At 55.3% G+C, this 25919-nt stretch carries 19 protein-coding genes; 12 read left to right on the top strand and 7 right to left on the bottom strand.

Annotated features, from left to right (window positions below; translation table 11 throughout):
- Positions 1-130: 130 nt before the first annotated feature.
- Both SH573x_RS17120 and SH573x_RS17115 read right to left on the bottom strand, forming a co-directional pair.
- Positions 131-2110, bottom strand: a complete 1980-nt coding sequence (locus tag SH573x_RS17120) for an outer membrane protein assembly factor BamB family protein (RefSeq protein ID WP_479348855.1) — start codon at positions 2108-2110, stop codon at positions 131-133.
- Between the two features lie 56 nt (positions 2111-2166).
- Positions 2167-3513 carry a Gfo/Idh/MocA family protein gene (locus SH573x_RS17115; protein ID WP_479348853.1) on the bottom strand — a complete coding sequence of 449 codons (1347 nt, stop codon included), beginning with the start codon at positions 3511-3513 and terminating at the stop codon, positions 2167-2169.
- A 288-nt stretch (positions 3514-3801) separates the two neighbouring features.
- Here SH573x_RS17115 and SH573x_RS17110 point away from each other — a divergent pair, with 288 nt between their 5' ends.
- Entirely contained in the window at positions 3802-5121 is a 1320-nt protein-coding gene (locus SH573x_RS17110) for an outer membrane protein assembly factor BamB family protein (RefSeq protein ID WP_479348852.1), read from the top strand.
- A gap of 212 nt (positions 5122-5333) precedes the next feature.
- Positions 5334-8114, top strand: a complete 2781-nt coding sequence (locus SH573x_RS17105) for a hybrid sensor histidine kinase/response regulator (RefSeq protein WP_479348851.1) — start codon at positions 5334-5336, stop codon at positions 8112-8114.
- Positions 8115-8491: 377 nt separating this feature from the next.
- On the opposite strand, the gene SH573x_RS17100 is transcribed toward SH573x_RS17105, so the two are convergent.
- Both SH573x_RS17100 and SH573x_RS17095 read right to left on the bottom strand, forming a co-directional pair.
- On the bottom strand, positions 8492-9208 hold the full coding sequence (locus SH573x_RS17100; protein WP_479348849.1) for a 4'-phosphopantetheinyl transferase family protein: 717 nt from the start codon (positions 9206-9208) through the stop codon (positions 8492-8494).
- Complete coding sequence (locus SH573x_RS17095; RefSeq protein WP_479348848.1) at positions 9208-10608, bottom strand: hypothetical protein; 1401 nt, start codon at positions 10606-10608, stop codon at positions 9208-9210. Before SH573x_RS17095 ends, SH573x_RS17100 begins: the two co-directional genes overlap by 1 nt.
- A 444-nt stretch (positions 10609-11052) precedes the next feature.
- Between SH573x_RS17095 and SH573x_RS17090 the strand changes: the two genes are divergently transcribed.
- The gene (locus SH573x_RS17090) at positions 11053-12291 is read left to right on the top strand and encodes a 2Fe-2S iron-sulfur cluster-binding protein (protein ID WP_479348847.1); all 1239 of its coding nucleotides are present in this window, start codon (positions 11053-11055) and stop codon (positions 12289-12291) included.
- Positions 12292-12496: 205 nt separating this feature from the next.
- Entirely contained in the window at positions 12497-12985 is a 489-nt protein-coding gene (locus tag SH573x_RS17085; protein ID WP_479348846.1) for an ATP-dependent metallopeptidase FtsH/Yme1/Tma family protein, read from the top strand.
- Positions 12986-12988: 3 nt separating this feature from the next.
- On the opposite strand, the gene SH573x_RS17080 is transcribed toward SH573x_RS17085, so the two are convergent.
- Positions 12989-14803: a PVC-type heme-binding CxxCH protein gene (locus SH573x_RS17080; protein WP_479348845.1), complete on the bottom strand. Its 1815-nt coding sequence runs from the start codon at positions 14801-14803 to the stop codon at positions 12989-12991.
- A 342-nt stretch (positions 14804-15145) separates the two neighbouring features.
- On the opposite strand from SH573x_RS17080, the gene SH573x_RS17075 reads away from it, so the two are divergent.
- From SH573x_RS17075 to SH573x_RS17060, 4 genes are all read left to right on the top strand, one after another.
- Positions 15146-16027 carry a DUF72 domain-containing protein gene (locus tag SH573x_RS17075; protein WP_479348844.1) on the top strand — a complete coding sequence of 294 codons (882 nt, stop codon included), beginning with the start codon at positions 15146-15148 and terminating at the stop codon, positions 16025-16027.
- Positions 16028-16063: 36 nt separating this feature from the next.
- Positions 16064-16969, top strand: coding sequence for a polysaccharide deacetylase family protein (locus SH573x_RS17070; RefSeq protein ID WP_479348843.1), 906 nt, complete (start codon positions 16064-16066; stop codon positions 16967-16969).
- 168 nt (positions 16970-17137) lie between these two features.
- The gene (locus SH573x_RS17065) at positions 17138-17698 is read left to right on the top strand and encodes a hypothetical protein (RefSeq protein WP_479348842.1); all 561 of its coding nucleotides are present in this window, start codon (positions 17138-17140) and stop codon (positions 17696-17698) included.
- A 229-nt stretch (positions 17699-17927) separates the two neighbouring features.
- Entirely contained in the window at positions 17928-18740 is an 813-nt protein-coding gene (locus tag SH573x_RS17060) for a Nif3-like dinuclear metal center hexameric protein (protein WP_479348841.1), read from the top strand.
- A 66-nt stretch (positions 18741-18806) separates the two neighbouring features.
- Here SH573x_RS17060 and SH573x_RS17055 read toward each other — a convergent pair whose 3' ends face one another.
- Complete coding sequence (locus SH573x_RS17055; RefSeq protein ID WP_479348839.1) at positions 18807-20270, bottom strand: APC family permease; 1464 nt, start codon at positions 20268-20270, stop codon at positions 18807-18809.
- A 94-nt stretch (positions 20271-20364) separates the two neighbouring features.
- Here SH573x_RS17055 and SH573x_RS17050 point away from each other — a divergent pair, with 94 nt between their 5' ends.
- Both SH573x_RS17050 and SH573x_RS17045 read left to right on the top strand, forming a co-directional pair.
- Positions 20365-20676: a DNA gyrase inhibitor YacG gene (locus SH573x_RS17050; RefSeq protein WP_479348838.1), complete on the top strand. Its 312-nt coding sequence runs from the start codon at positions 20365-20367 to the stop codon at positions 20674-20676.
- Positions 20677-20716: 40 nt separating this feature from the next.
- The gene (locus tag SH573x_RS17045; RefSeq protein WP_479348837.1) at positions 20717-21835 is read left to right on the top strand and encodes a hypothetical protein; all 1119 of its coding nucleotides are present in this window, start codon (positions 20717-20719) and stop codon (positions 21833-21835) included.
- Between the two features lie 77 nt (positions 21836-21912).
- Here the strand turns inward: SH573x_RS17045 and SH573x_RS17040 are convergent, their stop codons facing one another.
- On the bottom strand, positions 21913-23382 hold the full coding sequence (locus tag SH573x_RS17040; protein ID WP_479348835.1) for an aldehyde dehydrogenase family protein: 1470 nt from the start codon (positions 23380-23382) through the stop codon (positions 21913-21915).
- A gap of 305 nt (positions 23383-23687) precedes the next feature.
- Here SH573x_RS17040 and SH573x_RS17035 point away from each other — a divergent pair, with 305 nt between their 5' ends.
- Both SH573x_RS17035 and SH573x_RS17030 read left to right on the top strand, forming a co-directional pair.
- Positions 23688-24839: a DegT/DnrJ/EryC1/StrS family aminotransferase gene (locus tag SH573x_RS17035; RefSeq protein WP_479348834.1), complete on the top strand. Its 1152-nt coding sequence runs from the start codon at positions 23688-23690 to the stop codon at positions 24837-24839.
- Position 24840: 1 nt separating this feature from the next.
- A complete protein-coding gene (locus SH573x_RS17030) occupies positions 24841-25464 on the top strand; it encodes an acetyltransferase (RefSeq protein ID WP_479348833.1) in 624 nt (207 codons plus the stop codon).
- The last annotated feature ends 455 nt before the right edge of the window (positions 25465-25919 follow it).

Raw genomic sequence — 25919 nt, 5'->3', positions numbered from 1 at the left:
ATCCACCGTCTGGCGACGGTGGCTACGAGCACGTAGCCACCGCTGCCAAGCTGCCAAGCGGTGGATGGTCGTAGCGTTCTGCATCCACCGTCTGGCGACGGTGGCTACGAAGCGACGGTGGCGACGGTGGCTACTTGAATCGGTACAGATGCGTTATCGTTCTGACCACCAGGCTGTCGTCGACGATCGCCGGTGATGCTCGGCAACCATCCGCCAGCGTATTCTCACTGACCACTTCAGGCTCGTCTGCCACGGTCAATGCGTAACTCTTGCCATCATGATCAAAGGCGAAGAAGTGATCGCGCGTGGCGACCAACGACGAACTGAAGTTACCACCCAGCCGCTTCTGCCATGGAATTTCGCCAGTTGACGTATCGATCCTGGATACCACACCATCATCGGTGATCGAAAACAGTTTGCCTTGAACCAATACCTGGCTGGGTTTAGAACCGATGCCGCGTTTTTGCGCCCATAGCACTTTGCTGTCTGTTACATCGCCTTTGCCATCCGGCAGCACACACAACATTTGGGCTTTGCCGAAGCCGGTATTGAGAAACAAATGTTGGCCATCAAAGATTGGTCGCGCCGTGGCTGAGAACTCGGGATAGGTTACGCGCCAGTATTCATCGCCGGTCAAGGGATTGAGCACCAGCGTAGCCTTGCTGGTACTGCTGACCAGCTGATCGACGCCACCTACCTGGATGATCAGTGGAGTCGAATAAGCTTTGTAGTAGTCACCGTTATCCGTACCGTAGTCGATATCGCGATTTTTCTTCCACACAGTTTCACCGGTGGATTTGTTAAGGGCGACAACATACTGATGATCAAAGCCATCCATATGGAAGATCAGCAAGTCACGATAAAGTATGGGCGAACTACCGGGACCACGAAAATGATTGCACGGCAAGTCGCGCCGCGTCCAAATCACTGCCCCACTGTGACGGTCCACGCAGGCAGTCCCGTACGCACCGAAATGTGCGAAGACAAACTTGTCATCCAGGACTGGTGTCGGCGAAGCATAACTGTTGGTCACATGATGGTCAGGCTGGACCATTTCATTTTCAAACAGCAGCAAATCATGCACGATCTGTCCGCTATCAAGTGATACGCAAATGACCGACATCTTCTTGCCATCTTCGCTGGCTGTGTTTAGCCAAATCTGATTCTCAGCCACTACAGGTGAAGACCAACCTTTGCCATGAATGGCAGTCTTCCACTTCAGATTCTTGTCTTCGCCCCATTGCAGTGGCGGATGCTGATCCAGGGCGGTACCATCGTGGGCATCGCCACGAAACTCGTGCCAGGCGACCTTGGATTTCTCAGTCGCCGTATGTTTGAGCACAAAATCAACGATCGGTTGGGGGTCGGGCAAACTGTGTGGATGATGTCCGCAGTTGGGTTTGGCAATCAACTTCATGGTGCCGCCTAGCGCCTGGTAGCGCGTGGCCACTAGTTGCGAGTTTTCCTCCAGCGGGACAACCTCATCATCTGCTCCGCAAACGTGCAGCAGAGCGACATGGGCTGAGGCCAGCGGTTGCAAGTTATCGACTGGGTTTAGTTGGTACGCGAGGGCTTCATCGTCATTGGCAAATCCGTAGACGGCTTTGCAGCGTTCCCAGTCGGCTGCGGAGCCCGGCCCTTTGCCTTTGCCCCCTGGCCAACTTTTGAAATCACACACCGGAGCATCATTGTAGATGCACGCAACTTTGTCTGGATTGCGTGCGGCCCAGTTCAGCGAGAACAAGCCGCCGCGGCTAAATCCTTCCAGCACGGTTTTATTGGAGAGCTTGAATTCCGAAGTGACTCGCGCGTACATGGCGTCCATAGCTGCCATGGCCGGCGGACCACCGTACAAATTTTGCATGTCGATATAGGCGACATGAAAGCCGTGATTCAGTAAAGCAATATCGGCTTGCGGCTCATGTCCAAAGAACTCAGTGCGCCAGATCCACGGTCGGTGGTCGGCGGGCGATTTGGGTTGGATCAAAAACGCCGATCGACCATCCACTTGGAACTCGATCTTGTTCCAACCTTCCCAAGACTCAGCTTGACACCAGGACAGGCATGAGCAGGCGATCGCGAACGCAACTAGCAAACTTCGGCTGAGCATTATGGAATGGCTCTGAAGGTTAGAGAACAGGGTAGGCCAACTGCGCTGGCACGACTTCACGCAATCCAAGCAGGTTCCCAACCACTGCGATACGGCTTGCTCAGCCACTGCTCAGCGGCCGGCATATTGCTGAAACGCATGGTCTCTGAACTCCACAGCAACTTTTGTTCGGGTACTCGAATGGCTACAGTACCGAGCAAGACTGTTTCAGTAAGTGGACCTGCATATTCGAAGGCAGAAGTCGTTTCACCTATACCGCGACAAGCATCTGCGAATTGAACGTAGTGATCGACACTGTCCAGCTTCGGTAGTTCCGCCGTCTTGAACGACTCGACCGGGAACAAAACCGGGTCGGCTACGTGCGGAATCACCAGTGATCCCTTCTCGCCTATCAGCACGCTGCCAGCGGCGGGCAACTGGTAGTCGGCCGGAACATGTGTCAGCTTCTCGCGCGGCGGGTAGACGTCCACACCGTCATACCAAGTGAGAGGCAAGGTGCCCTCGACGGTATGCTCGGTGGTGGGAAAGCGATAACGTACTTCCGCGCGGTCAGTCCAGGTGTCGGCCAAGAGCGCGGGCGCACTGGCGGTCAGTTCAACAGGAGCCGTCAACTTGAGGGCTTTGAATACTGGATCAAGAATGTGACAACCAAAGTCCCCGAGTTGGCCTGTACCATAGGCTTGCCAGCCGCGCCAATTGAACGGATGGTACATACCTTCTTTGTACGGACGTTCGGAAGCGACGCCTTGCCATAAATCCCACGCTACATGTTCAGGAACTGGATCCATACCATCGGGTCGTTCGATGTGGCGCGGCCAGGTTGGGTTGCCGCTCTGCCATGAGTGGACTTCGCGAACTTTGCCGATCAACCCCTGATGGACCCAATCCACGGCAGTACGATAGGCCGCATGCGATTGAATCTGGTTGCCCATTTGCGTGACGACTTTGTGCTTCTGACTGGCCAAGCGCATTTGGCGGGCTTCATACACGGTATGCGTCAGTGGCTTTTGGCAAAATACATGCTTGCCCAATTGCATCGCCGCCATAGCGATCGGCGCATGCATGAAGTCGGGCGTTGACAGGGTGATGGCCTCGAACTGTTTGGATTTATCTAGCAGTTTGCGCCAGTCGGTAATCTGCACTGCCGCTGAGTATTTTTCGGCAGCCCACCCCAAGTGCTTGGCTGAGCTATCGATGTCACAGAGCGCGGTCACTTGCACCGAAGGACTGGCCGCCACACCGGTCAAGTCGCTAGCGCCTTTGCCACCGGTGCCGATTGCCGCCAGGCTCAAACGTTCGTTGGCACCATATACACGCGAATAACTCACCGCTGGCAGGGCCAGCGCACAGCCGGCCACGGCCACTTGTTTTACGAAAAGACGGCGGGAAGAAAGCCTGGGCATAGTTCGATTCCTTGGAGGGCGAAGAGGCGGGTCGCTGAGAATGGTAGGCATCATGTATGATAAACCCTCGACCGACCGTTGTCACCTTAGCCCGCCGCTTCGTAGCGGAAGCTGTCAAGGCTTTCCGAACAATCCGTAGCGGAAGCCGTCAAGGCTTTCGAAACACGGCTTTTTCGGACCCAAAAATGTCCACAGTATTGCTTGACCCGTTCAGTTATGACACTAAAGTTCGAAATGCTTGACGCATTCCGCTACGTCCTCTCCGCTTTATTACCCCAGAGACTATTGATGAAACACATTTCGAAACTCGGTGCGTACTTTCTTCCAGTCAGTCTGCTGGTGGCCAGCAGCGTAGCTACATCCTGGGCTGAGGATTGGCCGCAGTGGCGTGGTCCACGGGGTGATGGGATCTCGATTGAAAAGTCCTTGCCCATCGAGTGGTCCGAGGGAAAGAACATCCGCTGGCGGACTCCTTTGCCAGGGCAGGGTGGAGCTACGCCTGCCATCTTCGGCGATCAGATCTTTTTGACGTCTGCCAAAGGCGATGATCTGATGCTGATGTGCCTCAGCGCCAAAGACGGCAGCGTGCAGTGGGAACAGAAAGTTACCAGTGGCAATCAAGACGCGCGGGCCGGTGAAGGTAACTCCGCTTCACCTTCGCCTTGCACCGATGGTCAACATGTGTGGTGCTTCTTCGGCACGGGCATCCTGGCTTGTTACGACACTTCAGGCAAAGAAGTTTGGAAGTTCGATGTGGGCGAGCGATTCGGCGCGCTGGATATCCAGTTCGGCATGACGTCCACGCCTTACTTGGATGGCGACTACTTGTACATGCAGTTGATCCACGGACCGATGCGCCGCGACAACGACGCGCAGACTGGCCAGGTAATCAAGCTGGACAAGAAGACAGGCAAAACCGTCTGGCAGTTCGATCGCAAGACGGCGGTCGATTTCGAATGCAAACACTCGTATGCCTCACCCTTTGTCTATAACGATGGGCAAAAGAAGTTCTTAGTAGTCCACGGCGCCGATTGCACTACGGGACACGACTTGGATACGGGCAACGAACTTTGGCGATTGGGTGAATTGAATGGTCCGTCGCGGTTTTTTGACAAACATGACAGTACGTATCGCTTCGTGGCTTCGCCGGGTATGGTCAAAGATTGGATCATTGTGCCCACGGCCAAAGAAGGACCAACGCTGGCACTAAAGGTGAACGATCAACTCAAGGGTGACCAGGTGGCTACGTCTAACAATGTGGCCTGGAAGCATGAACGCACGCCTGACGTATCGATACCGCTAATCGCCGATGGGCTGGTGTACTTGTTGCGCTCCGACGGCAAACTGCTGTGCATTGAACTAGCTAGCGGCAAGGAAGTTTACTTTGAACGTACCCACACTTCACAGCACCGCGCCAGTCCCGTCATGGTCGGTGACGCTATCTACCTGTGCGCTAAGGATGGAATGGTTACGGTTGTAAAGGCGGGAAAGAAGTTCGAGATCGTAGCGCAGAACAAGATGGCCGAACAGATCACCGCTTCACCTGTCCCCAGCAATGGCACTCTGTATATACGCACTTATGGTGCGCTTTATGCAATCGGAAAGTGATGAACCGAGAAATCAAGTGACTGAGTTCGCTGCGCGCAAGCGACGATTTTCGGCGTGTGGGCACTGGTGACCGTGCTGGTGCCCGCACATGAGTAGGCAAAATGAAATCACTTCCGTCGTGTGGGACGACACTTTATAATGTCGGGCGGCTCACGTGATTTTGCTTTTTCAGCAATGCGTCTGCCAGTTGCCTACGCGAGATCGGAAACGCAATGCGTTTGGCCTATCGAAAGTTATTGGCTGCATACGGTATCGCGCTGGTCAGTGTATTGGTTGCAAGCCGCGTAGGCTTGTTCTTTGAGCCAACCTTTGGGGACGGCTTTCCCTTTGCCATGATGATCGTGGCAGTTTTGATATCAGGTTGGTATGGTGGTTTTGGGCCGGGCCTGCTGACCTCGCTGTTGGGCGCTATCTGCCTGGTGCAGTTCGTGCTCAGCCCGTCCGGATGGTTAGCCCCCGAAGATGTCGAGTCCCAAGCCGGGATTGCGCTCTACCTGGTTGTAACCGTAGGCATGGCTGCTGTTTGTGGATTAATGCGTGGCGCGGTTGATCGCGCACAGCAGCGCACACGCGAAGCCATCTTGGCCTTGGAAGAGAAAGACAGCGTCGAACGCAATCTTAGCCGGACAGCCCATCAGTTAGAACGCAGCGATGCTTTCCATCGTTTGATTACCGAGCTGACTAGCGACTTCACTTTTCGTCTTGAGCTACAGGAAGGCGTCGCCCGGCTGGAGTATGTCTCGCCTGGCTTTACGAAAATTGCTGGCTACAGTTTTGAAGAGCTGAACCAGCCCGATGGCTGGAAATCGATCATCTATCCTAGCGATATCCACATTGCCCAGCGCACCGTGAATCTAGCACTCAGGGGTCTGCCCGATCAATCCGAACTACGCATCGTCAATCGACAGGGCCAACTGTGCTGGGTTCGATATTTGACACAAGTTCAGCGGAATGCTACCGGTGAGATCGAAGCCCTGGTTGGTGCGGCAGAGCATATTACCGAACAACGCGAATTGGAAGTCGATCGCCAACAACTACTCACAGAATTGGCGGACAAGAATGCCTTTATCGAAGCAGTACTGGGCCAGGTCCCGGTGGGCATTGCGGTCGCCGATGCCAGCACGGGCCAACTGATTACCTCCAACCGCGCCGCCCAACGCATCACGAGCCTGGTGCTCAACACCGGCGAGCAAATCGATCAGATTATCCAGCAACACAACGTTACGGGATGGCGAGCTGATGGCACCACCTACGAAAGTGGTCAATGGCCCATGCAGCGCGCCCTGCGCGGTGAGATTGTCGAGAATGAAAAGGTTCGCTTCGAGGGTAACGGTCACGAGCCAATGCACTTGAGCGTCAACGCGTGTCCCATTACTGACCGCGAGGGGCGCGTGATTGCCGCCGTATCCGTTTTTCACGACGAAACGCAGCGCCGTTTAAGTGATCAACAAGTGCTCGAGTCACAGCGCTTCTTACGCTGCTCGTTGGACTCTCTCTCCAGCCACATCGCCGTACTGGATGAACAAGGGAACATCCTGGAGGTAAACCAAGCCTGGCGCAGGTTCGCCGTGGAGAATCATTTTGTGTACTCCGATTATGGAGTGGGAGCCAATTACCTCGAGCCGTTTGATCGCGCGGATATCAGCTGTGGCGATGGACCCATGATCGCCAAAGGCATTCGCGATGTCATTTCAGGTATCGAAGAATCGTTTGAGTTCGAATATCCTTGTCATTCCCCTGAGGAACAACGTTGGTTTCTAATGCGCGTAACGCGTTTCAGTCCGCCGGGACCGACCCGCGTCGTGGTCGCTCATGAAAACGTGACCAAGTTGCGTGAGGCCCTGGACTTGCTGCGCGAAGCCGACCGACGCAAAGACGAGTTTCTGGCCACCTTGGCTCACGAACTTCGCAACCCATTGGCACCTATTCGCAACGCCGTGCAGATTCTCAAAATGCCGCAGTGCGACGAACAAAGTAAAGCCAAGACGCTCGACATGGTCGAACGTCAAGCGTCCCAATTGACGCGATTGGTCGATGATCTGCTGGACGTGTCGCGTGTCATGCGTGGAAAGATCGAACTTCGCAGACAAAAGGTGGATATCACTAGCATCATTCATCAGGCTATCGAGACAGCCGGACCATTGGTGGCCAACCGCCAGCATTCGCTGAATACTCAGTTTCCGGTGCAGCCGTTGTACGTGGATGCGGACCCCGTGCGCCTATCGCAAGTGCTAAGCAACCTGCTGACCAACGCTGCCAAATACACCGAACCCAATGGCCACATCGAAGTCAACGTGCTGCGTGAAGATGACCAAGTGGCGATTCGAATTGCCGACGATGGTATCGGGATTCAGCAGGAACAATTGAATGGCATTTTTGATTTGTTCATGCAAGTCGACCATGCAACCACGCGAGCCCAAGGTGGATTGGGTATCGGACTGACCTTAGCCAAGAACCTCATTGAATTGCATGGTGGCTCGATCAGTGTCGAGAGTCCCGGTCTGAGTAAAGGCAGTACCTTTACAGTGCGTATGCCACTGTCCGTGCGCGATTCTGCTGGCGAAGATCATGCTTCGCCAACATCCAGTGCGCTGCAGCTGTCGGCGAATGGTGCGTCGTGTCGTGTACTAGTCGTCGATGACAATCGTGATGCCGCCAACAGTTTAGCCATGTTGCTCAGAACACTGGGGCACGCTGTCGAAGTTGCCCATAGCGGCCAGGCGGCACTGGATCAAATTGTCAGCGACTGCCCCAACATCGTTTTTCTGGATATCGGTATGCCAGGCATGGATGGGTACGAAGTCGCTCGCCGCCTGCGCGCCGATGCTCGTTACGAAGATCTATGCCTGGCTGCGCTAACAGGTTGGGGACAGGCTGAAGATCGCCGCCGCACGGCCGAAGCCGGTTTCGATCATCACATCGTCAAGCCACCAGAACTGGCCGCTCTGATAAACGTCATTGGTAACTCAACCAAACGCTTGCAGCAGATCTAATTTAGGTACATTTTGTGTCGACCACACCGAGGTCACGGCCACGTTCTGACCGAGCGCAGGCCTTGTCGTCCCGGTACTTGTGTCAGTTATGTCGCTTATAAAGGCTGGTGACCGTCAAGCGTTGCTCGGAAGACGTAGGGCTTGCAAAATGATTCGCATTCGTGCGTGTTATCGATGTGAGGTTTTGTTCCTGGTTTTAAGTCGCAATACTTTACATATAAAGTAAACAGCCAGTCGAAGGGTCCCCCCTTCTCCCTCAATGTACTCATTGGGGGAGAAGGGGAGACACTTCGATTAGATCCTATAGTTATTCAAAATATCCTAAGGTCAGTATATAACTAGTTTACATGTAAAGTAATCTCAGCGCGCCCCAGGGCTCACACAGCTGTTACAGCTTTTATACTGGAAAGTTCAAATTCACCCTGGCTGGCGACCGCGACGGAGTAGTCATCGAACAGTGGAACGCTGCGCACGCTCCAAGTGTGTTGTGAGTCTAACTCAGGCTGCGGATGACGAAGGGGTCCGTCGGGAACAAGCGCAAAGCCGGTGAGGGGATGCCCCAGTCCCACGCCCAGCCCCTTCAGATAGGCTTCTTTGGCTGTCCAAATTTCATAAAAGCCGATGGCTTGCAGCGATGCAGGTTGATTCGATAGCCATTGCTGCTCGGCGGGATGAAACTGGTGCTTGGCAATCATCTGCCAATCACGCGAGTTGTCGATTTGCTCGGTGTCCACACCCACGGGATGTCCACTAGCCACCGCAATCACGATCAGTTCGCCGCTATGCGAGACATTAAATTCCAGAAGTGGATCGGTCGCCAGGTAAGGTTTCTCGTTGGCGGTGGTTTTGATTTCGACTGCCGCGGGCGGCAGGTTACAAAGCTCAGCCAGTATCTGACGCAGCATCCAGCGGGCGACAATAAAGCGATTTCGGGGCTCAGCAAAGAGATACCTACTGGCGCGTTTGGCCTCATCAACGGTCAAACACGCAGCATGCGACGCGAAGTTGGTTGTAGGTTCCGCAAGTCTGCTTTTGGGAACGCGCGCAAACCACAGGGCAGGCGTTCCCGGATTCGGCCGCTGACTTGGGAACATTAGGTGCGCGGAGTGTCAGAGCCCGATGAGTTGTTCAGATCGAGCGATTCGGACTGGGGTGTCTTGGTAGCATCCGAGTCGGCTTCCTTCTTCGAAGGCAGCTCTTCACCAATTTCGACCTTTTTGACCTCCTGCTTACTGGCACCATTTTCACTGCTGCCATTGCCTTGGTCGCTGGGGGAGGTCGAGGGCGAACTGACGATAGGCGTCATGTTGGCTGCACCTTGTACCACCAAAGCCGCCGAGTACGGATCGTAGTAGTTCAGCGTAATCGGACTGTATACAGTTCGTGGTCGCATGACGCGCACGGTTTCAGGTACATAGCGCGTTACTGGTCGAGCAACCTTGACAGGCGTACGGTACTCTTCTTTTTCGTAGTACCCAACTTGGACCGTCTGTTCAACCGTCTCGGTTTTGTAGGAAGTTCGAGTTACCGTTCGCGGACGAACCATTTCGCGTGGTTCCATGACTTCGCGTTCGATTGGTACTTTGCGCTCGACGTACTGGGTTACTGGTTTGGATACGTTGTACGGGACAATGCGTTTCTCGGCGACTTGTTCGTAACGAGTTACTTGCACTGGCACTTGTTGTTGCAGGACTTCATTCTCGGTGCGCGTGACCTGTACTGGAACTTGAGTCTGCTGCACCTGAGGCATCATCGTCGTCTGCGGTATGGACACTTGTTGTGGATTGGGTTGGTACATCAAAGCGGTGTAGGCCAGGCTGGGCGCTGCAGTGGGTACCCAACCGAACTGCGATCGATGATAGAAAGGCATGCCCGTCGCCGTGTCCACAGCGGTGCCACCGGGCAAGTAACCCAAGCGATAACGGCTAGCACCGGGCACGACGTAGTTCTGAGCAACATAGCCACCATTATCAACCGTAGCCGTTTGATAGGTGGTCACCGGCGAGTAGGTCATGTATTGCTGAGTTTGATACTGCGTTTCAGTCACTGTCCTCGGCACGACCACGTTCTGAGTTTGATACTGAGTTTCCACGACCGGGCGTAGCGTTGTATAAACTTCTTCACGCTGGGCAGTTTCGGTCACATAGTCCGTCTTGTAGTAGCTCTGATCTTGAATCTCTTGCTTCTTGACCGGCACCATCACCGTGTACTTCTCTTCGAGCGTACTGGTTTCAGTAACGGGTTTGGTGACCGTTACTTGCCGGGTTTCGGGGCGATACTTGAGCACCATGCGCTGCGAGACCACTTCGCTTTCGACGTATTCCACGTCGTGAACAACGCGATAGCGGGTTTGCAGTTCTTCTTCCATGATGACTTTGGGTTGAACGGACAGAGCTGGAGTGCAGCACTGAGCCATTAGTGGAGCCGTGGAGATGGCAGGCACGGCCAAAGCTGCTAAAAGAGCTGCTCGCAATTGAAGCTTCATCGTGGACATGTCCCGCACCCAAGAGTTCAAAACTGAGTAAATACGACTACACCCATGTCGCGCACAAACCCGGACAGTGCCATTGTGGCGCCCACATGCAGCTTTTTCAAATCTAATTCACGCCAACGCATGGGGCTGCCGCGCAGCAAGTGTAAGTGCACTAAAGCTTTAGAGTTTTTTAAAATTTTTTTCGAGTTAATGGATCGATGTCCATCGTCGTAAACCACCTATCCATCATAGTTTGCGCAAACGTCCCGGCTATGTGATACAAGCCATTTGACCGCTAAAGTTTCGCGCGTCCGCTGTCCAAGGCTTTGCCGTAGCCGATCTCGCCAGAGATTGGGAATCGATTGGTGACGCGTCCAAAGTCTGGCGACTTCGGCTACAGGTCGTCCGGCGCACTGGCCAACTGTGACCTAAGCTTGGAGATTAGGTCTTTGGGGAGCGTAGGTAATGGACTTGGTGGCTTTGGCTTCGGCGTCGGTGGCAGCAGGCTTGCTGGCCACCTCTGCCTCGCGACTGGCGATAGCTGGTTGGCGAGTCGTCGGGGCTGGGCTGCGCGATCGGTTGGCCCGCATTTCATACAAAAGCGAATTAAGCCGCGCCACCGAGCACGTGCGCCTGTCGACGGCTCTGCGCAGCCAGACCAATGCCAGCCCCAGCGGCGGTTGGCGAGTCATGGAAGTCGTCGAGACCAAGCTGGAATCCGACGATTGTTTGTCTGTCTACTTGCAAGATCCATTACATCGCAGAGAAGTTGCCAGCTTCGCCGCTGGTCAATTCTTGCTGGTGCGGCCCGCCTTGGGCGGAGCGTCGCTGCCCAGTCGATGTTACTCGCTGTCGGATTGTCCAGGTCAACCCTGGTGGCGCATCACCGTCAAACGATCACCGCAACAGAGCGACGCAAATAAAAGTCTCAGTTGTTGGATTCACGAATACTTGCGTGCGGGCGACTGCTTGCTAGTCAGCGGTCCTCATGGCCAATTTACTCTCGATACGCAAACGGATCAGCCGCTCCTGTTGCTGGCGGCAGGCGTGGGCATCACGCCACTATTGTCGATGTTGAAAACTAGCCTGGCCGTTCAGCCTGATCGCCGGGTTACCTTGCTGTATCAAGTCAGCGATGACCAACACTGGCCCTTTGGCGCCCCAGTCCATCGATGGAGCGAGCAATTTACAAACTTGCAGGTCATCACCTACATGAGCCGGCAACCAGATGTGCCCAGAGTGGCAGGTGGCCAGGTGCGTGACGGCAAATTCACTTTGCACGATGCGCTAGACAGCATCGACCCTTCGACGCTCGTCTACATGTGCGGACCAGAGAACTGGATGGCACGCTTCCAAGTCGAATTGCATCGAGCCGGAGTGGATGCCGATCGTGTCCACTACGAATCCTTCGCCAGCGACACGGACGCTCATGGCGACGAACGGGTTACCGACTGGTCGATTCGCTTTGCTCGTAGTCAAATCGCTACGCCCACCAGCAACCAGGCAAGCAGTGTCTGGCAAGCCGCCAAGGCCGCTGGTATTAGTCTGCCTGCCGGCTGTCACTCAGGCGCGTGTGGCTCGTGCAAACTGAAATTGCTCCGTGGCTCCGTGGCCTATCGCAAAACTCCAACCTGCGCGCACAATGATGACGAAGTCGTAGCCTGCGTAGCCCAACCGATTGGCTGCGTAGAAGTCGACGCTTGATGTGGCATAGGCTTCCAGCCTGCGGATAATTTTGGCATCGGCTTCGGAGCCTGTGGTTGCAGAATGCCCTCAAGACACTCGGTGTGCACTTCTGCGGACGCCACATGTTCAGAGCTGTTTTGATTTAGAATACACAGGCTGGAAGCCTATGCCACACTGGGGTACACAGGCTGGAAGCCTATGCCACATTGGAAACCTCTGCGACATGTCTGATGATTTGAAATTGACTGCGTATCACGAAGCGGGACATGCGGTGATGGCTTTGGCTCTAGGCCGAGCGGTGCATCGCGTGACCATCGTTCCCGGCAAGACGCATTCGGGCGTGGATACCTTGGGACAATGCCATGTACAGAAAGGTCGATTTAAACCCAGCAAGGATTGGTTGGAGGACGAGATGTTGATCTTGCTGGCGGGTATGGTAGCCGAATCGCAATTGACTGGCACCTACGCACCAGCCAGCGCTGCTCAAGACTTGCGTGGCGTCCGCCGCCTGGCTCAGTCGCGCGCTGGTAGTGATCGCCAAGTGGAACGCGTCCAGCGCCGCGCGTTGGACAAAGCGGAATATCTGCTGGCTGACCCCGGCAATTGGTCAGCCGTAACCACCATCGCTGAACTACTGATCACGCAGCAGACCATTTCCGGTCGCGCTGCGCGTCACTTGTTTGATGAAGCGATTCGCAAAGCTGAGCAATAAAGCTCAATTCTTCTCCGCCACCTTGGTCAGAAAATCTGCTAACCCAGGCGCTTTCTCCAAGTCGACCTTCTCGACCAACTCCAGCAGTCGATCGCTCTGCGCGGGTAATTCAGGATGCAGGTTTTGCCATACGATGTGTGGAATCAAGGTGTCGTCACCGCTGTGTGCCAACACATCAATCCACACGGCCAGTCGATCAAGATGCTGCAACTTGCCGGCCGCGATGGCCACTTGCAGAAGTACATCTGGCGAGGCGTCAGCCGAGAGCTTCGCGACTTTATCGGCCAGCGGCTTCGAATCGGGGTAGAGATTGGCTGCGCCGCGCACGGCCCATGCCCGGATGGAAGGCTCACTGTGCTTGCACAGTTCAATCGCTTGTTCGACCGTCAGTGCTTGGCCAGCGACTAGCGCATGCATGGCGCTCAGGCGATGCTTCATCGGTGTCGCTTGAGCGCTAACCAAAGCTAACAACTGCGCTTCGACCGACTGGCACTTGCGTTCAGCCAACATACGGACAGCCATTTCGCGGATCATCACATTGGCATCACCAAGTGCGTCCACTAGTTCCGAACTTGAAACACCCTGCAAGCTCTTGGCCTTCGGCCGCTCGCCATAGACCAGGCGATACAGTCGACCATGTCCGCGATCAACACCGGCTGGATCGGCTGATGCATCTTGATAGCAGTGATATCGATCGTACCAGTCGAGAATATACAAACAGCCATCGGGACCAATCTTCTGCACGACGGGCATAAACCAGACGTCATGGGCGCTCAACAGATCGGGTCGACCAGTGCCAAAGTACGTTGAACCGGCTCGCTCGAGTTTATCGATGTTCAAGCAGCTGCCGTGCAGGTTGCCCATCACCAATACGTCACGGAACTCTTCGGGATACGCGCTAGTGTCCATGTAGCCGATCCCGCAGTAGGCTGCCATTTGATGTTTGTGTTTGACAATCGAATCGATCTTCCATGTATGCGGTGGATAGGGCCCGCCCTGTCGCAGGTAGTATCCGGTCTCAGTTAGATGCCACAAGTGATCGATCACACATGCGCTGACAAATGCGCTGCCTTGTGGATCGAAGGCGATACCCCAGGGGTTGCTAGTCCCTTCGCAAAACAGCGAGAACTCTTTGGTTCGCGGATCGATACGGAACATAGCGCAAGTAAATTCGTAAGTCTTCTTGGGAGTTTGTACCTTGCCCGGATTGAAGACGCCATTGAGTCCATACAGATATCCATCCGGTCCCCACGTTAAACTGTTGGGCAATTCGTGGGTATCAAAGCGCCCAAAACCGGTGGCCACTACCGTTTGTTTATCTGCTTTGTCGTCGCCATCGGTATCCTCCATAAACAGGATATCCGGTGCGTTGGCCACCCAGACTCCACCATGGCCCACCGCGATTCCAGAGGGGATATTCAAGCCATCGGCAAAAATCTTGACCGAGTCTACGCGACCATCTTGGTTGGTATCTTCCAGAATCTTGATGCGATCGCGGCCTGGGCCCGGTTCGTGCCGCGGATACTCAAAACTTTCGGTGACCCAAATGCGACCACGTTCGTCAAAAGCCATGGCTACCGGGTTCTGTAAATCTGGCTCGGCGGCGACCAGCTCTACGTGAAAGCCCTCGGGCACTGTCATCTTCTTGATGGCATCTGCTGGCGACAGCGGTGGACCAGGAGGCTTGCTCTGTGTCCGCGGTATGAACACCTTGGGCTCGCCCTTTGGTTCTTGCGCCTGAATGTCTGGTCGTGCCAGCACTGCAGCGCACAAGCACGCACTCAACAGCCATCGCATACCCCAGCCAGTGGAAGTCATACTGCACCTCTTGTTGATCGACAGGTTCACCGACACAGTGTCTCGATAATACAGTGCCTCGATGATACAGTGTGTTGGTCCTACATTTTCCGACGCAGCGCGCCGGACTACAATGCACGATAATAATCGTGTGGCCAGCGTTTAGGAACAGCCTGCACGCACCAGGTGACTCCTTGGTGTGCTGCGGCGCAGCCGTAGCTTTGATGTGATAACCAGACGGTACCGTAGCCTGTACGCACCAGGTGATGCGGGCGTTTCGAGTGACTCAGGCTGCGGCATAAGACTTGACCTACATCCAAGCGGTGCCCGATGGCACCGCAGTCCAAATCATTGGCAATCACTATGAATGGCAAGCTGCACATTGGCTGTCCGGTCTGGGCCTGCGAAGCTTGGAAAGGCTCAGTCTTTACCAGCAATGCACCTCGGCATGAGTGGCTGCGTCAATATTCCCAAGCCTTCACCACGGTGGAGGGTAACAGCACCTTTTATGCGTTGCCTAGTTTGGAAACCGCCGCCAAATGGAGCGAAGCTGTCGAGCCCGATTTCCGTTTTGCGTTAAAAGTGCCGCGGTCGATCTCGCACGATTGTCGGCTGCTGGATTGCCAGGCAGAGCTGAATGAATTCTTGAAAGTGGCCGACGTGCTGCATGCGCGCGGCGTCTTGGGGCCCTCCTTTTTGCAACTGCCTCCCGACTATTCGCCCCGAAACTTGCCTGACCTCGAAAGCTTTTTAAGGCGCTTGCCCACGCACTTGCCATGGTCGGTCGAGTTGCGTCACTTGGGTTGGTTTGATGCCGGGCCACAAGAACAACGACTCGATCAAATGCTCAGCCAACTCAAGATCGATAAAGTCATCTTTGATTCGCGCCCGCTGTACTCCAAACCACCCAGCGACGCGGTCGAACGTGCCGCACAGACGCGCAAGCCCAAGACGCCTGTTCGGCAGACCGTGACTGCTCAGCATCCTTTTTTGCGTTTGATTGGCCGCAACAGCGTCGCAGATTGCCAGCTCTGGATCGAAGAATGGGCGCCGGTGATCGCCCGCTGGCTGAAAGTTGGTTTAGAGCCGTTCGTATTTACGCATGCACCCGACGATCGCTTTGCACCACTGCTGGCCCGCCAGCTGCATCAAGAAGTGGGTAAACATTTGACTGAACTGGAACCGATGCCCGCTTGGCCTGGCGAAAAGCAAGGCCCGGCTGAAGTACAATTAACGCTGTTTTGAAGTTTGAAGTTTGAAATCTGAAGTTTGAAATCTGCAATGAAACATCTGCTCGCCTTCGCCCTGCTGCTTTCTTATCTTTTCGCTGCTAGCCTCTCTGCCGACGAACCCAAGCGATTGATCATTCATGCCGATGATGCAGGCATGTCGCATTCAGTCAATGTAGCCACTATCGACGCGTTGGAAAAAGGCATCGTTACTTCGGCCAGCATCATGGTGCCCTGTCCATGGTTCAAAGAGTTTGCTCAATATGCCAAGGCTCATCCTCAGTACTGCTATGGCATTCACCTGACTCTCAATTCGGAATGGGAAAACTATCGTTGGGGGCCAGTGGTGGGTCGAGATCGTGCGCCCTCGCTGTGTGATCCGGAAGGATATTTGTGGGGTGGCACTGACAAAGTTGCTCAGCATGCCCAGGCTGCAGAAGTGCGTATGGAACTAAAGGCGCAGATTGATCGCGCACTGGAGTTTGGAGTGCCGCTATCGCATTTGGATACGCACATGGGTTCGGTGATGACTCGGCCGGACCTGGTAGAGATCTATGTGCAGTTGGGGCTCGAGTATAAACTGCCCGTGCTGTTCTTCAAGAAACTGCCAGCTGAGATAGCGGAGGAGTATGCCTCGCTGGCGGCCAAACAAGCCTCAGGTTCCGATCGGCTCGCCCAAGCTGGGTTGCCGATGCTCGATCATCTGATGCAGTTTTATGGTGGCGACATACCGGCCAAGCGATTGGAAGTTTATCAAGACGCGATCAAGAACCTTAAGCCGGGGCTGACGGCCCTGCTGATTCACTGCGGCATTGATAACGAAGAGCTGAAAGGGATCACCACCAGTTCGCCGCGACGCGATCAAGACTATCGCATCTTCACTGACCCGCAAACTCGCCAACTGATCGAGCAGCAACAAGTTGAGCTAACCAGCTGGAAAGCTCTGCAAAAACTGTAAAAGCGTGTGGGTTGTTCGGGTGCTGCGGGCAGGCCGGTCCGCGATTCGGCTGGTTTGAGCATTTTTCTTCAAGCCGACTATTGAGCCGAGGCAGGCGATGGCTAAAGTCGTACGTGTGAGCGCCACTGAGCGTTTGCTCGTACGGAGGTTAGACCATCAGGAATCGTCATGAGTAATCTGCCTTTCCCCGCTGCTGAAGAACAAATCGATCTGCTATTGCGCAATGCCCGGTTGCGTGATGAACTGGAACCCTATGTCGATGAATCGGTCGACATCGTGCAGTCCCGCTGCATGACGTTGGCGGAGGAAAATGAATTCCTCGAATCGATGTTGGCTTGGGAGCGTGCGCCGGCCCTGCCAATTAGTCGTTGGTTCGAACCGGCACTTACCATTCCATCACCTGACAAGCTGGACGACGACGTGCTAAGTACACTGCTGTATGACACTATCGATCGTTTGTTTTCGTGTCGCATCGTATTGCAAGACACCGAGCATCTCACAGATCGCCAGCTGTACACCTTGATCTATCGGGACATCTTGCCGAGTTGGGAAAAGAAGGTCGACCTGCCTGGCAATCGACTGTCATGGCGCTGCTTGGACGACAGCGACACCGATACCTGGTTGCGATTCTATGCGACCGAAGAAGAACGTTTGCAATGGCTGGAGACCAACGAAGGTCCACTGCCTCCAGGCGAGCCACTGCCTTTCCCCAGGCATCTACCCGAGTAAATCGACCATCCGTAGCGGACGGCGTCAAGGCTTGCGTTTTGTGGAATTCACGAAACGCTTGACGCGTTCCGCTACGGATACGAAACGCTTGACGCGTTCCGCTACGAGTTCGAGACGCTTGACGCGTTCCGCTACATATCCTATTGCTATTGGCTCCTGGGTGGCACAGGATAGTGTGCGGCCTTGATTCGCCGCACCTGCCTACTTCTGTCGCTTGAGGTTCACTAGCTTGTCGTCCTCGGAAAACCAACTGCCCGTGCCCACGATCGGCGAACTTGTCGGAGTGATGGAGCAAATCGCGCCGCCTGCACTCAGCGAGTCTTGGGACAATACGGGTCTGCTGATGGGCGACCGGAATAGTCAAGTCAATCAGCTGATGACTTGCTTGACATTGACGCCCACCAGCGTGTGCGAAGCCGTCGAGCGTCATGCGAAGTTGGTGATCAGCCATCATCCGCTGCCCTTCAAACCCTTGGCGACTATCACCACCGATACCTACGCTGGTGGTCTGCTGTGGCAACTAGCCAGTCACGGTATCGGCATATACAGTCCACACACCGCCTGGGATTCGGCGCCCGACGGCATCAACGCGCAATTGGCTCGCAAGATCTCTCTGCACGATATCGAACCACTCCTGCCCAATGAACAATATCCGGAACTAGGTGCAGGTCGAATCGGTACGCTGTCGCGACCCACTGAAATGATGCGTATCGTCGAGAAGCTGATTCAAACTGTGCCTCACTGTCGACCGCGAGCCGTCGAGGTCACGCGCCCTATCCAACGCATCGCTTTAGGATGTGGAAGCGGAGGATCTTTCGTGGCCAAGGCCGCCGCCAAGAAATGTGATCTGCTGGTCACCGGTGAAGCCACCTTTCATACCTGCTTGGAAGCGCAAGCGTTGGGAATCGGACTGCTGATGATCGGTCACTTTGCCAGTGAGAAATTCGCCATGGATCAACTGGCCACGCGGTTAGCTTTGGCTTTTCCGCAAGTAACAGTGTGGGGCAGCGAGCGAGAGTCGGATCCCGTGGTGCAGTTCTGAATCGCATCGAAATGCTGGACGCATTTTGTTACGGACTCATACGAACGAAATGCTTGACGCATTCCGCTACTTGCGATTTCTGAAGCCCAGGTAGAGCGGAATGCCAGCTGCCATCAATCCCAATCCGACAACCGATTCGACGCGTTTGGTAAAGAAGGTGTTAATCACCAGCCACAGCGCGACCAAGACAAACACTAGTGGCACGACCGGATAACCAAACGTGCGATAAGGGCGGTCGGCCCGGGGCATTCGATAACGCAATACGAACACTGATGAAGTCACCAGGCCGTAGAAGATCCATGAGGCAAACAGCAGGCAGTCGGTCAATTGATCGAATGTGCCCGAGAGCGCCAGCACGCTGGCCCAAAAGGCTTGCACCAGCAAACAGAACACGGGCACGCGTGTCGTCGTATTTAGCTTGGCAAAGGCCGGAAAGAATAGTCCATCGCGAGCCATGGCAAAAGGCACGCGGGCATTGGACAGTATCGAGCCGTTCAGCGCTCCCAGAGCAGAAATCACAAATACGACGGATATGAATTTGGCACCGTAGCCTCCCAAGAACGAGCCAGCTGCTTTGCTGGCCACGGGCATGGCGTCGCGATATTTGGTCGAGTTACTGGAAACTACTTCGTCAAATGGCAACGCGTAGAAGTAACTGAGATTGGCCAGGCAATAGATGGCCATGACGATGACCATGCCAAAGATTAAAGCCAGTGGAATGTTGCGCCCTGGATGACGAACTTCGCCCGCAGCCATCGGCATGTTGTTCCAGCCATCGTAACCCCACAGCGCAGCCAACATGGCGGTACCAAAGAGCGACAGTCCGCACCACTCCGGTGTGGCTGCAGGCGTAGCCAGGTGTGTCCAACTGGCTGACTTCGAGGCGAAGAACACGCCCAGGATGACAAAGGCCACTCCACCGCACTTCAAGATCGTCAGAATCAGTTGGACTTTGCCACCTACCAGAATGGTCAAACAGTTTACTGCGCTCATCAGGAAGATGACGGTCACTGCTACAACTTGCTTGGCTCCAAATTGCCAGTGGATCGTTTGGCCCAATAGCGTGAAGTCACGCGATAACCATACGGCGTCCAGCGGTAAAAACGTGGACAGAAAGATGGCCAGGCCTGTGCCCAGGGTGGCGATCGAGGCGCTGCCGGCCACGATGAACCGCTGCCATCCGAACAAGAACGCTACGGCCTGGCCGTAGCTCTTGCGCAAGTACACATACTCACCGCCAGCTTCGGGTAACATGGCGCCCAACTCCGCATAGGTCAACGCTCCGGCCAAGGAGAGTAGTCCCGCGGCGATCCACGCTAGCAGGACCAGTGTTGGTGAACCAACCGTCTGCGCCATCGTGGCGGCTTTCAGAAATACTCCGGTGCCGATCACGGTGCCGATCACCAGCGCAGTCGTATCCACCAACGACAATCCGCGCAACAACCGCGTCGGATGTTGCGCTGGATCCGGAGGTGTGTCAGGGGGCGCGTGGTTAGGCCAGTCCTGTGGCTGGTCGGCCGCTGTGTTCATCGATTGGGGTATCCCTGGCCTACTTATACAGAAATGGCAATCTGGTAAAATCTACAGCAGCATTAGCTTAGCAGCCCACATTCCCAGGTGTGACATGACAGCTCAACAATTGCCATGCCCGACTTGTGGCCGACTGACACCGATATCGTCCGCCAAACACCTACCCTTCTGCAGCGATCGCTGCCGCTTGGTCGATTTGGGCCGCTGGTTGGATGAAGAACATGCTGTGCCAGCCGCTTCCACCGATGATGAAGAAGCCAGCGAAGCCTCGAGCGTCAAACCGAACTCCACCGAATCCCCCTCAAAAACAGGGACGTCGGCAGGTAAAAAAACCAGCGGGTCGGAATACTTAGAGGAACCGGAGCGACGACCAGTCCGCTTGCCACCTGGTTGGCACGACGCTTAAACACCTGAGCACTGCACCCCCAGCGAGAGAGACCAGCACCATGGAAGAAGTACCGTTCGAGGATCGATACGTCCCCAAATCCGAAATCGACTGGGGCCGATCGCTGTGGTGGTGGTATCCAATTACACGCGCGCTGCATCCAGCCATGCGCATCACCGCTCTGGTGACCAGCGCTATCGGCGTCTTATGCATGTGGCAAGGCATTCGGTTTGCCGATTGGTTGTTCGCGCCGCGCTTTCGCCCTGAGTACGAGAACTGGTACATCCGCTCGCTGAACAATGTTCGCTTTGCGCCCATCGAGAGCGGTCAAAGCCAATTATTTATGGACTTGGGATTGCGCGAGTTGGCCTACCTGACTTTCTGTGCCCTGTGGCTAACGCTCATACTGGGATGGTTCGGTGGCATTCTTACGCGTCGCGCGGCGATCGAACTGGGGCAGCGGACGATCGCGCCTTGGGGTGAAACGATCAAGTTGGTGACATTTCGTTTGCCCAGCTATCTCTGGGTAACCGGTATGCACCTGGTTACGTTGGCTGCGCTGTTGATATTGCCTTATTTGTTTGGCTGGTTGGCTCGGCTGGGACCCCTGGCCCATGTGATGGGCGTGGTGTTGTTGCTGATGTGGCCACTGGTGTTTGCCGTAGGGCGGATGGTGCTGAGCATGTTCGTCTGCTTCCCACTGGCTGTAGCCGCGATTGGTTGCGAGCGCAATGCGGATGCCTTCGAAGGGTTCAGCCGCTCGAACAACTACTTCTTCCAACGCCCAGTGATTGTGGTGCTCTGCGCACTGGCACTGTACGGCATTGGTTGGGTCGGTTACCAAATTGTTTATTGGTGGCTACTGGCTGGTTGGCACTGGATGCGCGATGCTTTTCTCTCCGGTGCAGGACTGACCGTGGGAGAGCTATTCACCGGGCCCAGCGATCCGGAGAATTTGAAAGCCTCACGCCTGTTAACCTGGATTGTCTACGGCGCAGCTGTAACGTGGTGGTTTATCGGCGCCTACTGGTTCAGTTACTTCTGGAGCGCCACGGCCGCGATTTACTTGATCGTGCGTCGCAGTGTCGATAGCACCGACTTGGATGATATCGACCCAGCCACAGACGGACCGGCGGTGGCCTTGCCCAGCCTACCGCCAGCCCCAGCTTCGCACGCATAGTATCTACTGTGGCTTGGTAGCCACCGTCGCCAGACGGTGGATCCACCGCTTGGCAGCGGTGGCTACGAGTGGAGCGATTACAGGGCGATCGTCACGGTCTTGGATTCCGTGTAAGCCTTCAAGCCTTCTTCGCCCAGTTCGCGTCCTTGGCCGGACATCTTGAAGCCGCCAAAGGGTGCGGCGGCGTCGAAGACATCGTAGCAGTTTACCCAAATCGTGCCGGCGCGAACGCGCCGGGCGAACTCATGCGCCTTCGAGACGTCGCGCGTCCAAATGGCTGCGGCCAAACCATAGAAGGTATCGTTCGCGCGGGTGATCAGTTCGTCCCAGTCGCTGAACTTCAGTACGCTCATGACGGGTCCGAAAATTTCTTCCCGCGCGATCGACATGTTGTCTGTCACATGGCTAAAGATGGTCGGCTGCACAAAGTACCCGCGATCACCACTTCGAGCTCCGCCGGTGCGGCACTGAGCGCCCTCTTGGTTGCCCTTCTCGATATACGACATGATCTTGTCGAACTGCGCCTGATCGACTTGCGGGCCTTGGTCCGTATCCTGCGACAAGGGGTTGCCGAGTCGGCGACCAGCGGCCAACGTGGTCAGCTTGTCCACAAATTCATCGTGCACGCTTTCGTGAACATACACGCGGCTACCGGCACAGCAGCACTGGCCTTGATTGAAGAACAAACCAAAGTTGGTACCGGCCGCAGCTTTATCCAAGTCGGCATCGGGCATAATCACATTGGGGCTCTTGCCACCCAGTTCGAAGGTTAAGCGTTTCAGGGACTCAGACGCATCGCGCATGATAATTTGCGCGGTGCGATGTTCGCCGGTGAACGCCACTTTATCGATTAGCGGATGTTTGACCACGGCCGCGCCAGCGGTCGGTCCGTAACCCGGCACGACGTTAATGACGCCATCAGGAATGCCGGCTTCTTGAGCCAATTGAGCCATCCGCAAACAAGTCAGCGGCGTTTGTTCGGCTGGTTTCATCACGATCGTGCAGCCCGCTGCCAGGGCAGGTCCCCATTTCCAAGCGACCATCAGCATTGGAAAATTCCAAGGAATGATTTGACCGGCAACTCCGACCGGTTCGCGGCGTGTGTACGAGAAGTAGTTGCCGCGGATCGGCAGCGTCGCACCTTGAATCTTGTCAGCAAAGCCGGCGTAATATCGCAGGCAATCGATCACCAGCGGCAAGTCAGCTGCCCGCGCGTCCTTCACTGGTTTGCCATTGTCGAGACTTTCCAAGGCAGCCAGTTCATCGATCTCTTCTTCGATCAAATCGGCCAGGCGGTACATCAATCGGCCGCGATCGCGCGCATCCATCTGGCTCCATGGTCCAGTCTCAAAGGCTTTGCGGGCCGCTTTGGCCGCGCGATCGACATCCGCCGCATCACCTTCGGCCACTTCGGCAATTGTCTCTTCAGTTGAGGGGTCGACTGTGGCAAAGGTCTTGCCGCTGGCCGCGTCTTGCCATTTGCCATCGATGAAACACTGCGTGTGACGAACTTTGGGTTTACGAACAGATTCAACGATCGTAGCCATGGGATGAGACTCCTCGTGGGTCAAGTAGAATTGGGCATGGTGGCCTTCGACGCCGTACCCATTGATTCTACGGCACTCGGTTTCCCGGAGATAGTGCCGTGGCTTAAGCCCAGTTTTGGTTGGACAACGCCAATTGGAGCGTAGGCAAGTCCCTAGGGTGGCACTGGCAATGCTGCGCATAGCCAGTGCCACCCCAAGCGATGGAAAGCCAATGGGAGCCGAGCGACTTTTTCAAAAAACCTCTTGCCTTGGAGGGGGCGGGCTTTGTACAGTGTCCGCGCGTCAGTTCAGAAAGGATGCTCGGAATGACACAACCCCAAATTCGTGTGGCCGAACCGGTGTTGGATGGGCATGAAGCCAAGTACGTCATGGATTGTATCCAGGAGACTTGGATTTCATCTCGAGGCAAATACATCGAACAGTTCGAACAGATGTTGGCTGAGTATTGCCAGGTGGAAGATGCAGTGGTGACCAATAACGGTACCACTGCTTTACACTTGGCCTTAGTCGCATGTGGTATCGGCGAGGGCGATGAAGTAATTTTGCCGACACTGACATATGTCGCTACCGCCAACTGCGTGCGTTACTGCAACGCCACGCCAGTGTTTGTCGATAGCGAACCCAACTACTTTAATGTCGATGTTCGCAAGATCGAACGCGCGATTACTCCGCGGACCAAAGCGATCATGACCGTGCCTCTGTACGGTCATCCGGTCGACATTGATCCTATCTTGGATATCGCCGAGCGACATGGCTTGACGGTAGTCGAAGATTCAGCTGAAGCCTTAGGAGCTCGCTACAAGGGTAGCCCGGTTGGTTCGCTGGCGCGCTGTTCAACGTTTAGCTTCTTTGGTAACAAGCTGATCACCACGGGCGAAGGTGGAGCGATCGTGACCAACGATGCCGAACTGGGCAAATATATGCGCTTCCTGCGTGGTCAAGGCGTGGATCCCCATCGTCGTTACTGGCATCCCGAAATTGGCTTCAATTATCGAATGACCAATGTGGCTGCGGCGATTGGCGTGGCTCAAATGGAACGCATCGAAGAACATCTCGAGCGTCGCCGCCAGGTTTCGCGTTGGTACTTCCAACGCTTGGAATCGCATCAAGATCTGTTGCAATTGCCCTACGCGGCTGATTGGGCCGAGCATTCGTATTGGATGTACACCGTGGTATTGCAACCCACCGTCGACGTCGATCGCGACCAATGGATGGACGAACTGGCCATGCGCGGTATCGAAACGCGACCGGTCTTCTACCCAGCTCATTGGATGCCGGCTTACAAAAAATATGCCGGGCATTTCCCCGTTGCCGATCAATGTTCCTCGCGCGGTGTCAATCTGCCGACGCATGGCAAGTTGACCGAAGCGGATGTCGATTACGTATGCAACCAGGTCGTTAGCTCGATCCAACACATGCGTGGTCGCCAATCGACAGGCATCAAGAGGGCCGCTTAATATGTCGCGGCGCCTGGTTATCCTCGGCGCAGGCGGACATGCCAAGATGGTTATTGAAGCCGCTCGCACACAGGGGCAATACGAGCCTACTGTGTGCCTGGCGCAATCCGTGGAGCATTCCAACATCTTGGGTGTTCCAGTGGATATTGAGTCGGAGGCGATCCTACGTGAGCTGCGCCAGGGCGAGTGCTGGGCACTGGTCGCTGTAGGCAGCAACCGCTTGCGCGCCAAGTTGTGTGAGCAAATAGTATCGATCGGCTTTCCAATGGCGACGGTCATTTCCACCCAAGCTTGGATCTCGCCTTCAGCATCCATCGGGCCAGGCACGGTAATCATGCCTGGCGCAATCGTCGGTGCCAGCGCTGCAGTAGGGCAGGGGGCCATCATCAATACGGCCGCCTCGGTCGATCACGACTGCGTTATCGGCGACTACGTGCACATCGCCCCTGGTTGCCATCTGGCTGGCAACGTTACGGTGGGGCAGGGTAGTTTCTTAGGGGTCGGCGTGAGCGTGATTCCCGAAAAACGCATCGGTGTTGGCTCGACGGTCGGCGCCGGAGCCGTAGTTGTGCGCGATGTCCCAGACCAAGAAACCTGGATCGGCTGTCCGGCCCGCCCCATGTAGCCGAACTCGCCAGACTTTGGATCTGCCGACAACTCTCATTATTTATAACGCGGAGACGCAGAGGATCGCAGAGAAAACCAACTGGTCTTCTCGGCGATCCTCTGCGTCTCTGCGTTGAATGAGATCCAAAGTCTGGCGACTTCGGCGACGGGGAATGCGGCTTTGGCTACGCGCAATCGTTACAGCTTGTGTAAGTGGCCTGGGAAACTTTGCTTATCAGCGAAAATGTGCGGTACTGGCCTGCATGGCGCGAAATCAGATGAACAATTGTCTGCAAGAAACCATTGTGGGCGTTCATCGAAGCTGGCGAGTTCCCGGACCTGCGAACAGGCCGTTAGCCAACGGGGGGTGAAGCCCGTCAAAGATCTATACGAGGATCGAAAATGCTAGTTCGTCTGTTTGCTCCTGTTGTCGTTGCCGCTTCGATGCTGTTTGCTTCGTCGGCTGACGCTGGT

Source organism: Rania fehmarnensis (assembly GCF_056494185.1).
This window is presented reverse-complemented; position numbering and strand designations above follow the sequence as displayed.

Excerpts from the sequence above, each read along its gene's own strand:
- SH573x_RS17110 (WP_479348852.1), top strand. The coding sequence starts at position 3,802 with ATGAAACACATTTCGAAACTCGGTGCGTACTTTCTTCCAGTCAGTCTG.
- SH573x_RS17050 (WP_479348838.1), top strand. The coding sequence starts at position 20,365 with ATGACAGCTCAACAATTGCCATGCCCGACTTGTGGCCGACTGACACCG.
- SH573x_RS17115 (WP_479348853.1), bottom strand. The coding sequence starts at position 3,513 with ATGCCCAGGCTTTCTTCCCGCCGTCTTTTCGTAAAACAAGTGGCCGTG.
- SH573x_RS17055 (WP_479348839.1), bottom strand. The coding sequence starts at position 20,270 with ATGAACACAGCGGCCGACCAGCCACAGGACTGGCCTAACCACGCGCCC.
- SH573x_RS17075 (WP_479348844.1), top strand. The coding sequence starts at position 15,146 with ATGAATGGCAAGCTGCACATTGGCTGTCCGGTCTGGGCCTGCGAAGCT.
- SH573x_RS17095 (WP_479348848.1), bottom strand. The coding sequence starts at position 10,608 with ATGTCCACGATGAAGCTTCAATTGCGAGCAGCTCTTTTAGCAGCTTTG.
- SH573x_RS17100 (WP_479348849.1), bottom strand. The coding sequence starts at position 9,208 with ATGTTCCCAAGTCAGCGGCCGAATCCGGGAACGCCTGCCCTGTGGTTT.
- SH573x_RS17035 (WP_479348834.1), top strand. The coding sequence starts at position 23,688 with ATGACACAACCCCAAATTCGTGTGGCCGAACCGGTGTTGGATGGGCAT.
- SH573x_RS17070 (WP_479348843.1), top strand. The coding sequence starts at position 16,064 with ATGAAACATCTGCTCGCCTTCGCCCTGCTGCTTTCTTATCTTTTCGCT.
- SH573x_RS17045 (WP_479348837.1), top strand. The coding sequence starts at position 20,717 with ATGGAAGAAGTACCGTTCGAGGATCGATACGTCCCCAAATCCGAAATC.
- SH573x_RS17105 (WP_479348851.1), top strand. The coding sequence starts at position 5,334 with ATGCGTTTGGCCTATCGAAAGTTATTGGCTGCATACGGTATCGCGCTG.
- SH573x_RS17040 (WP_479348835.1), bottom strand. The coding sequence starts at position 23,382 with ATGGCTACGATCGTTGAATCTGTTCGTAAACCCAAAGTTCGTCACACG.
- SH573x_RS17120 (WP_479348855.1), bottom strand. The coding sequence starts at position 2,110 with ATGCTCAGCCGAAGTTTGCTAGTTGCGTTCGCGATCGCCTGCTCATGC.
- SH573x_RS17080 (WP_479348845.1), bottom strand. The coding sequence starts at position 14,803 with ATGACTTCCACTGGCTGGGGTATGCGATGGCTGTTGAGTGCGTGCTTG.
- SH573x_RS17090 (WP_479348847.1), top strand. The coding sequence starts at position 11,053 with ATGGACTTGGTGGCTTTGGCTTCGGCGTCGGTGGCAGCAGGCTTGCTG.
- SH573x_RS17030 (WP_479348833.1), top strand. The coding sequence starts at position 24,841 with ATGTCGCGGCGCCTGGTTATCCTCGGCGCAGGCGGACATGCCAAGATG.
- SH573x_RS17085 (WP_479348846.1), top strand. The coding sequence starts at position 12,497 with ATGTCTGATGATTTGAAATTGACTGCGTATCACGAAGCGGGACATGCG.
- SH573x_RS17065 (WP_479348842.1), top strand. The coding sequence starts at position 17,138 with ATGAGTAATCTGCCTTTCCCCGCTGCTGAAGAACAAATCGATCTGCTA.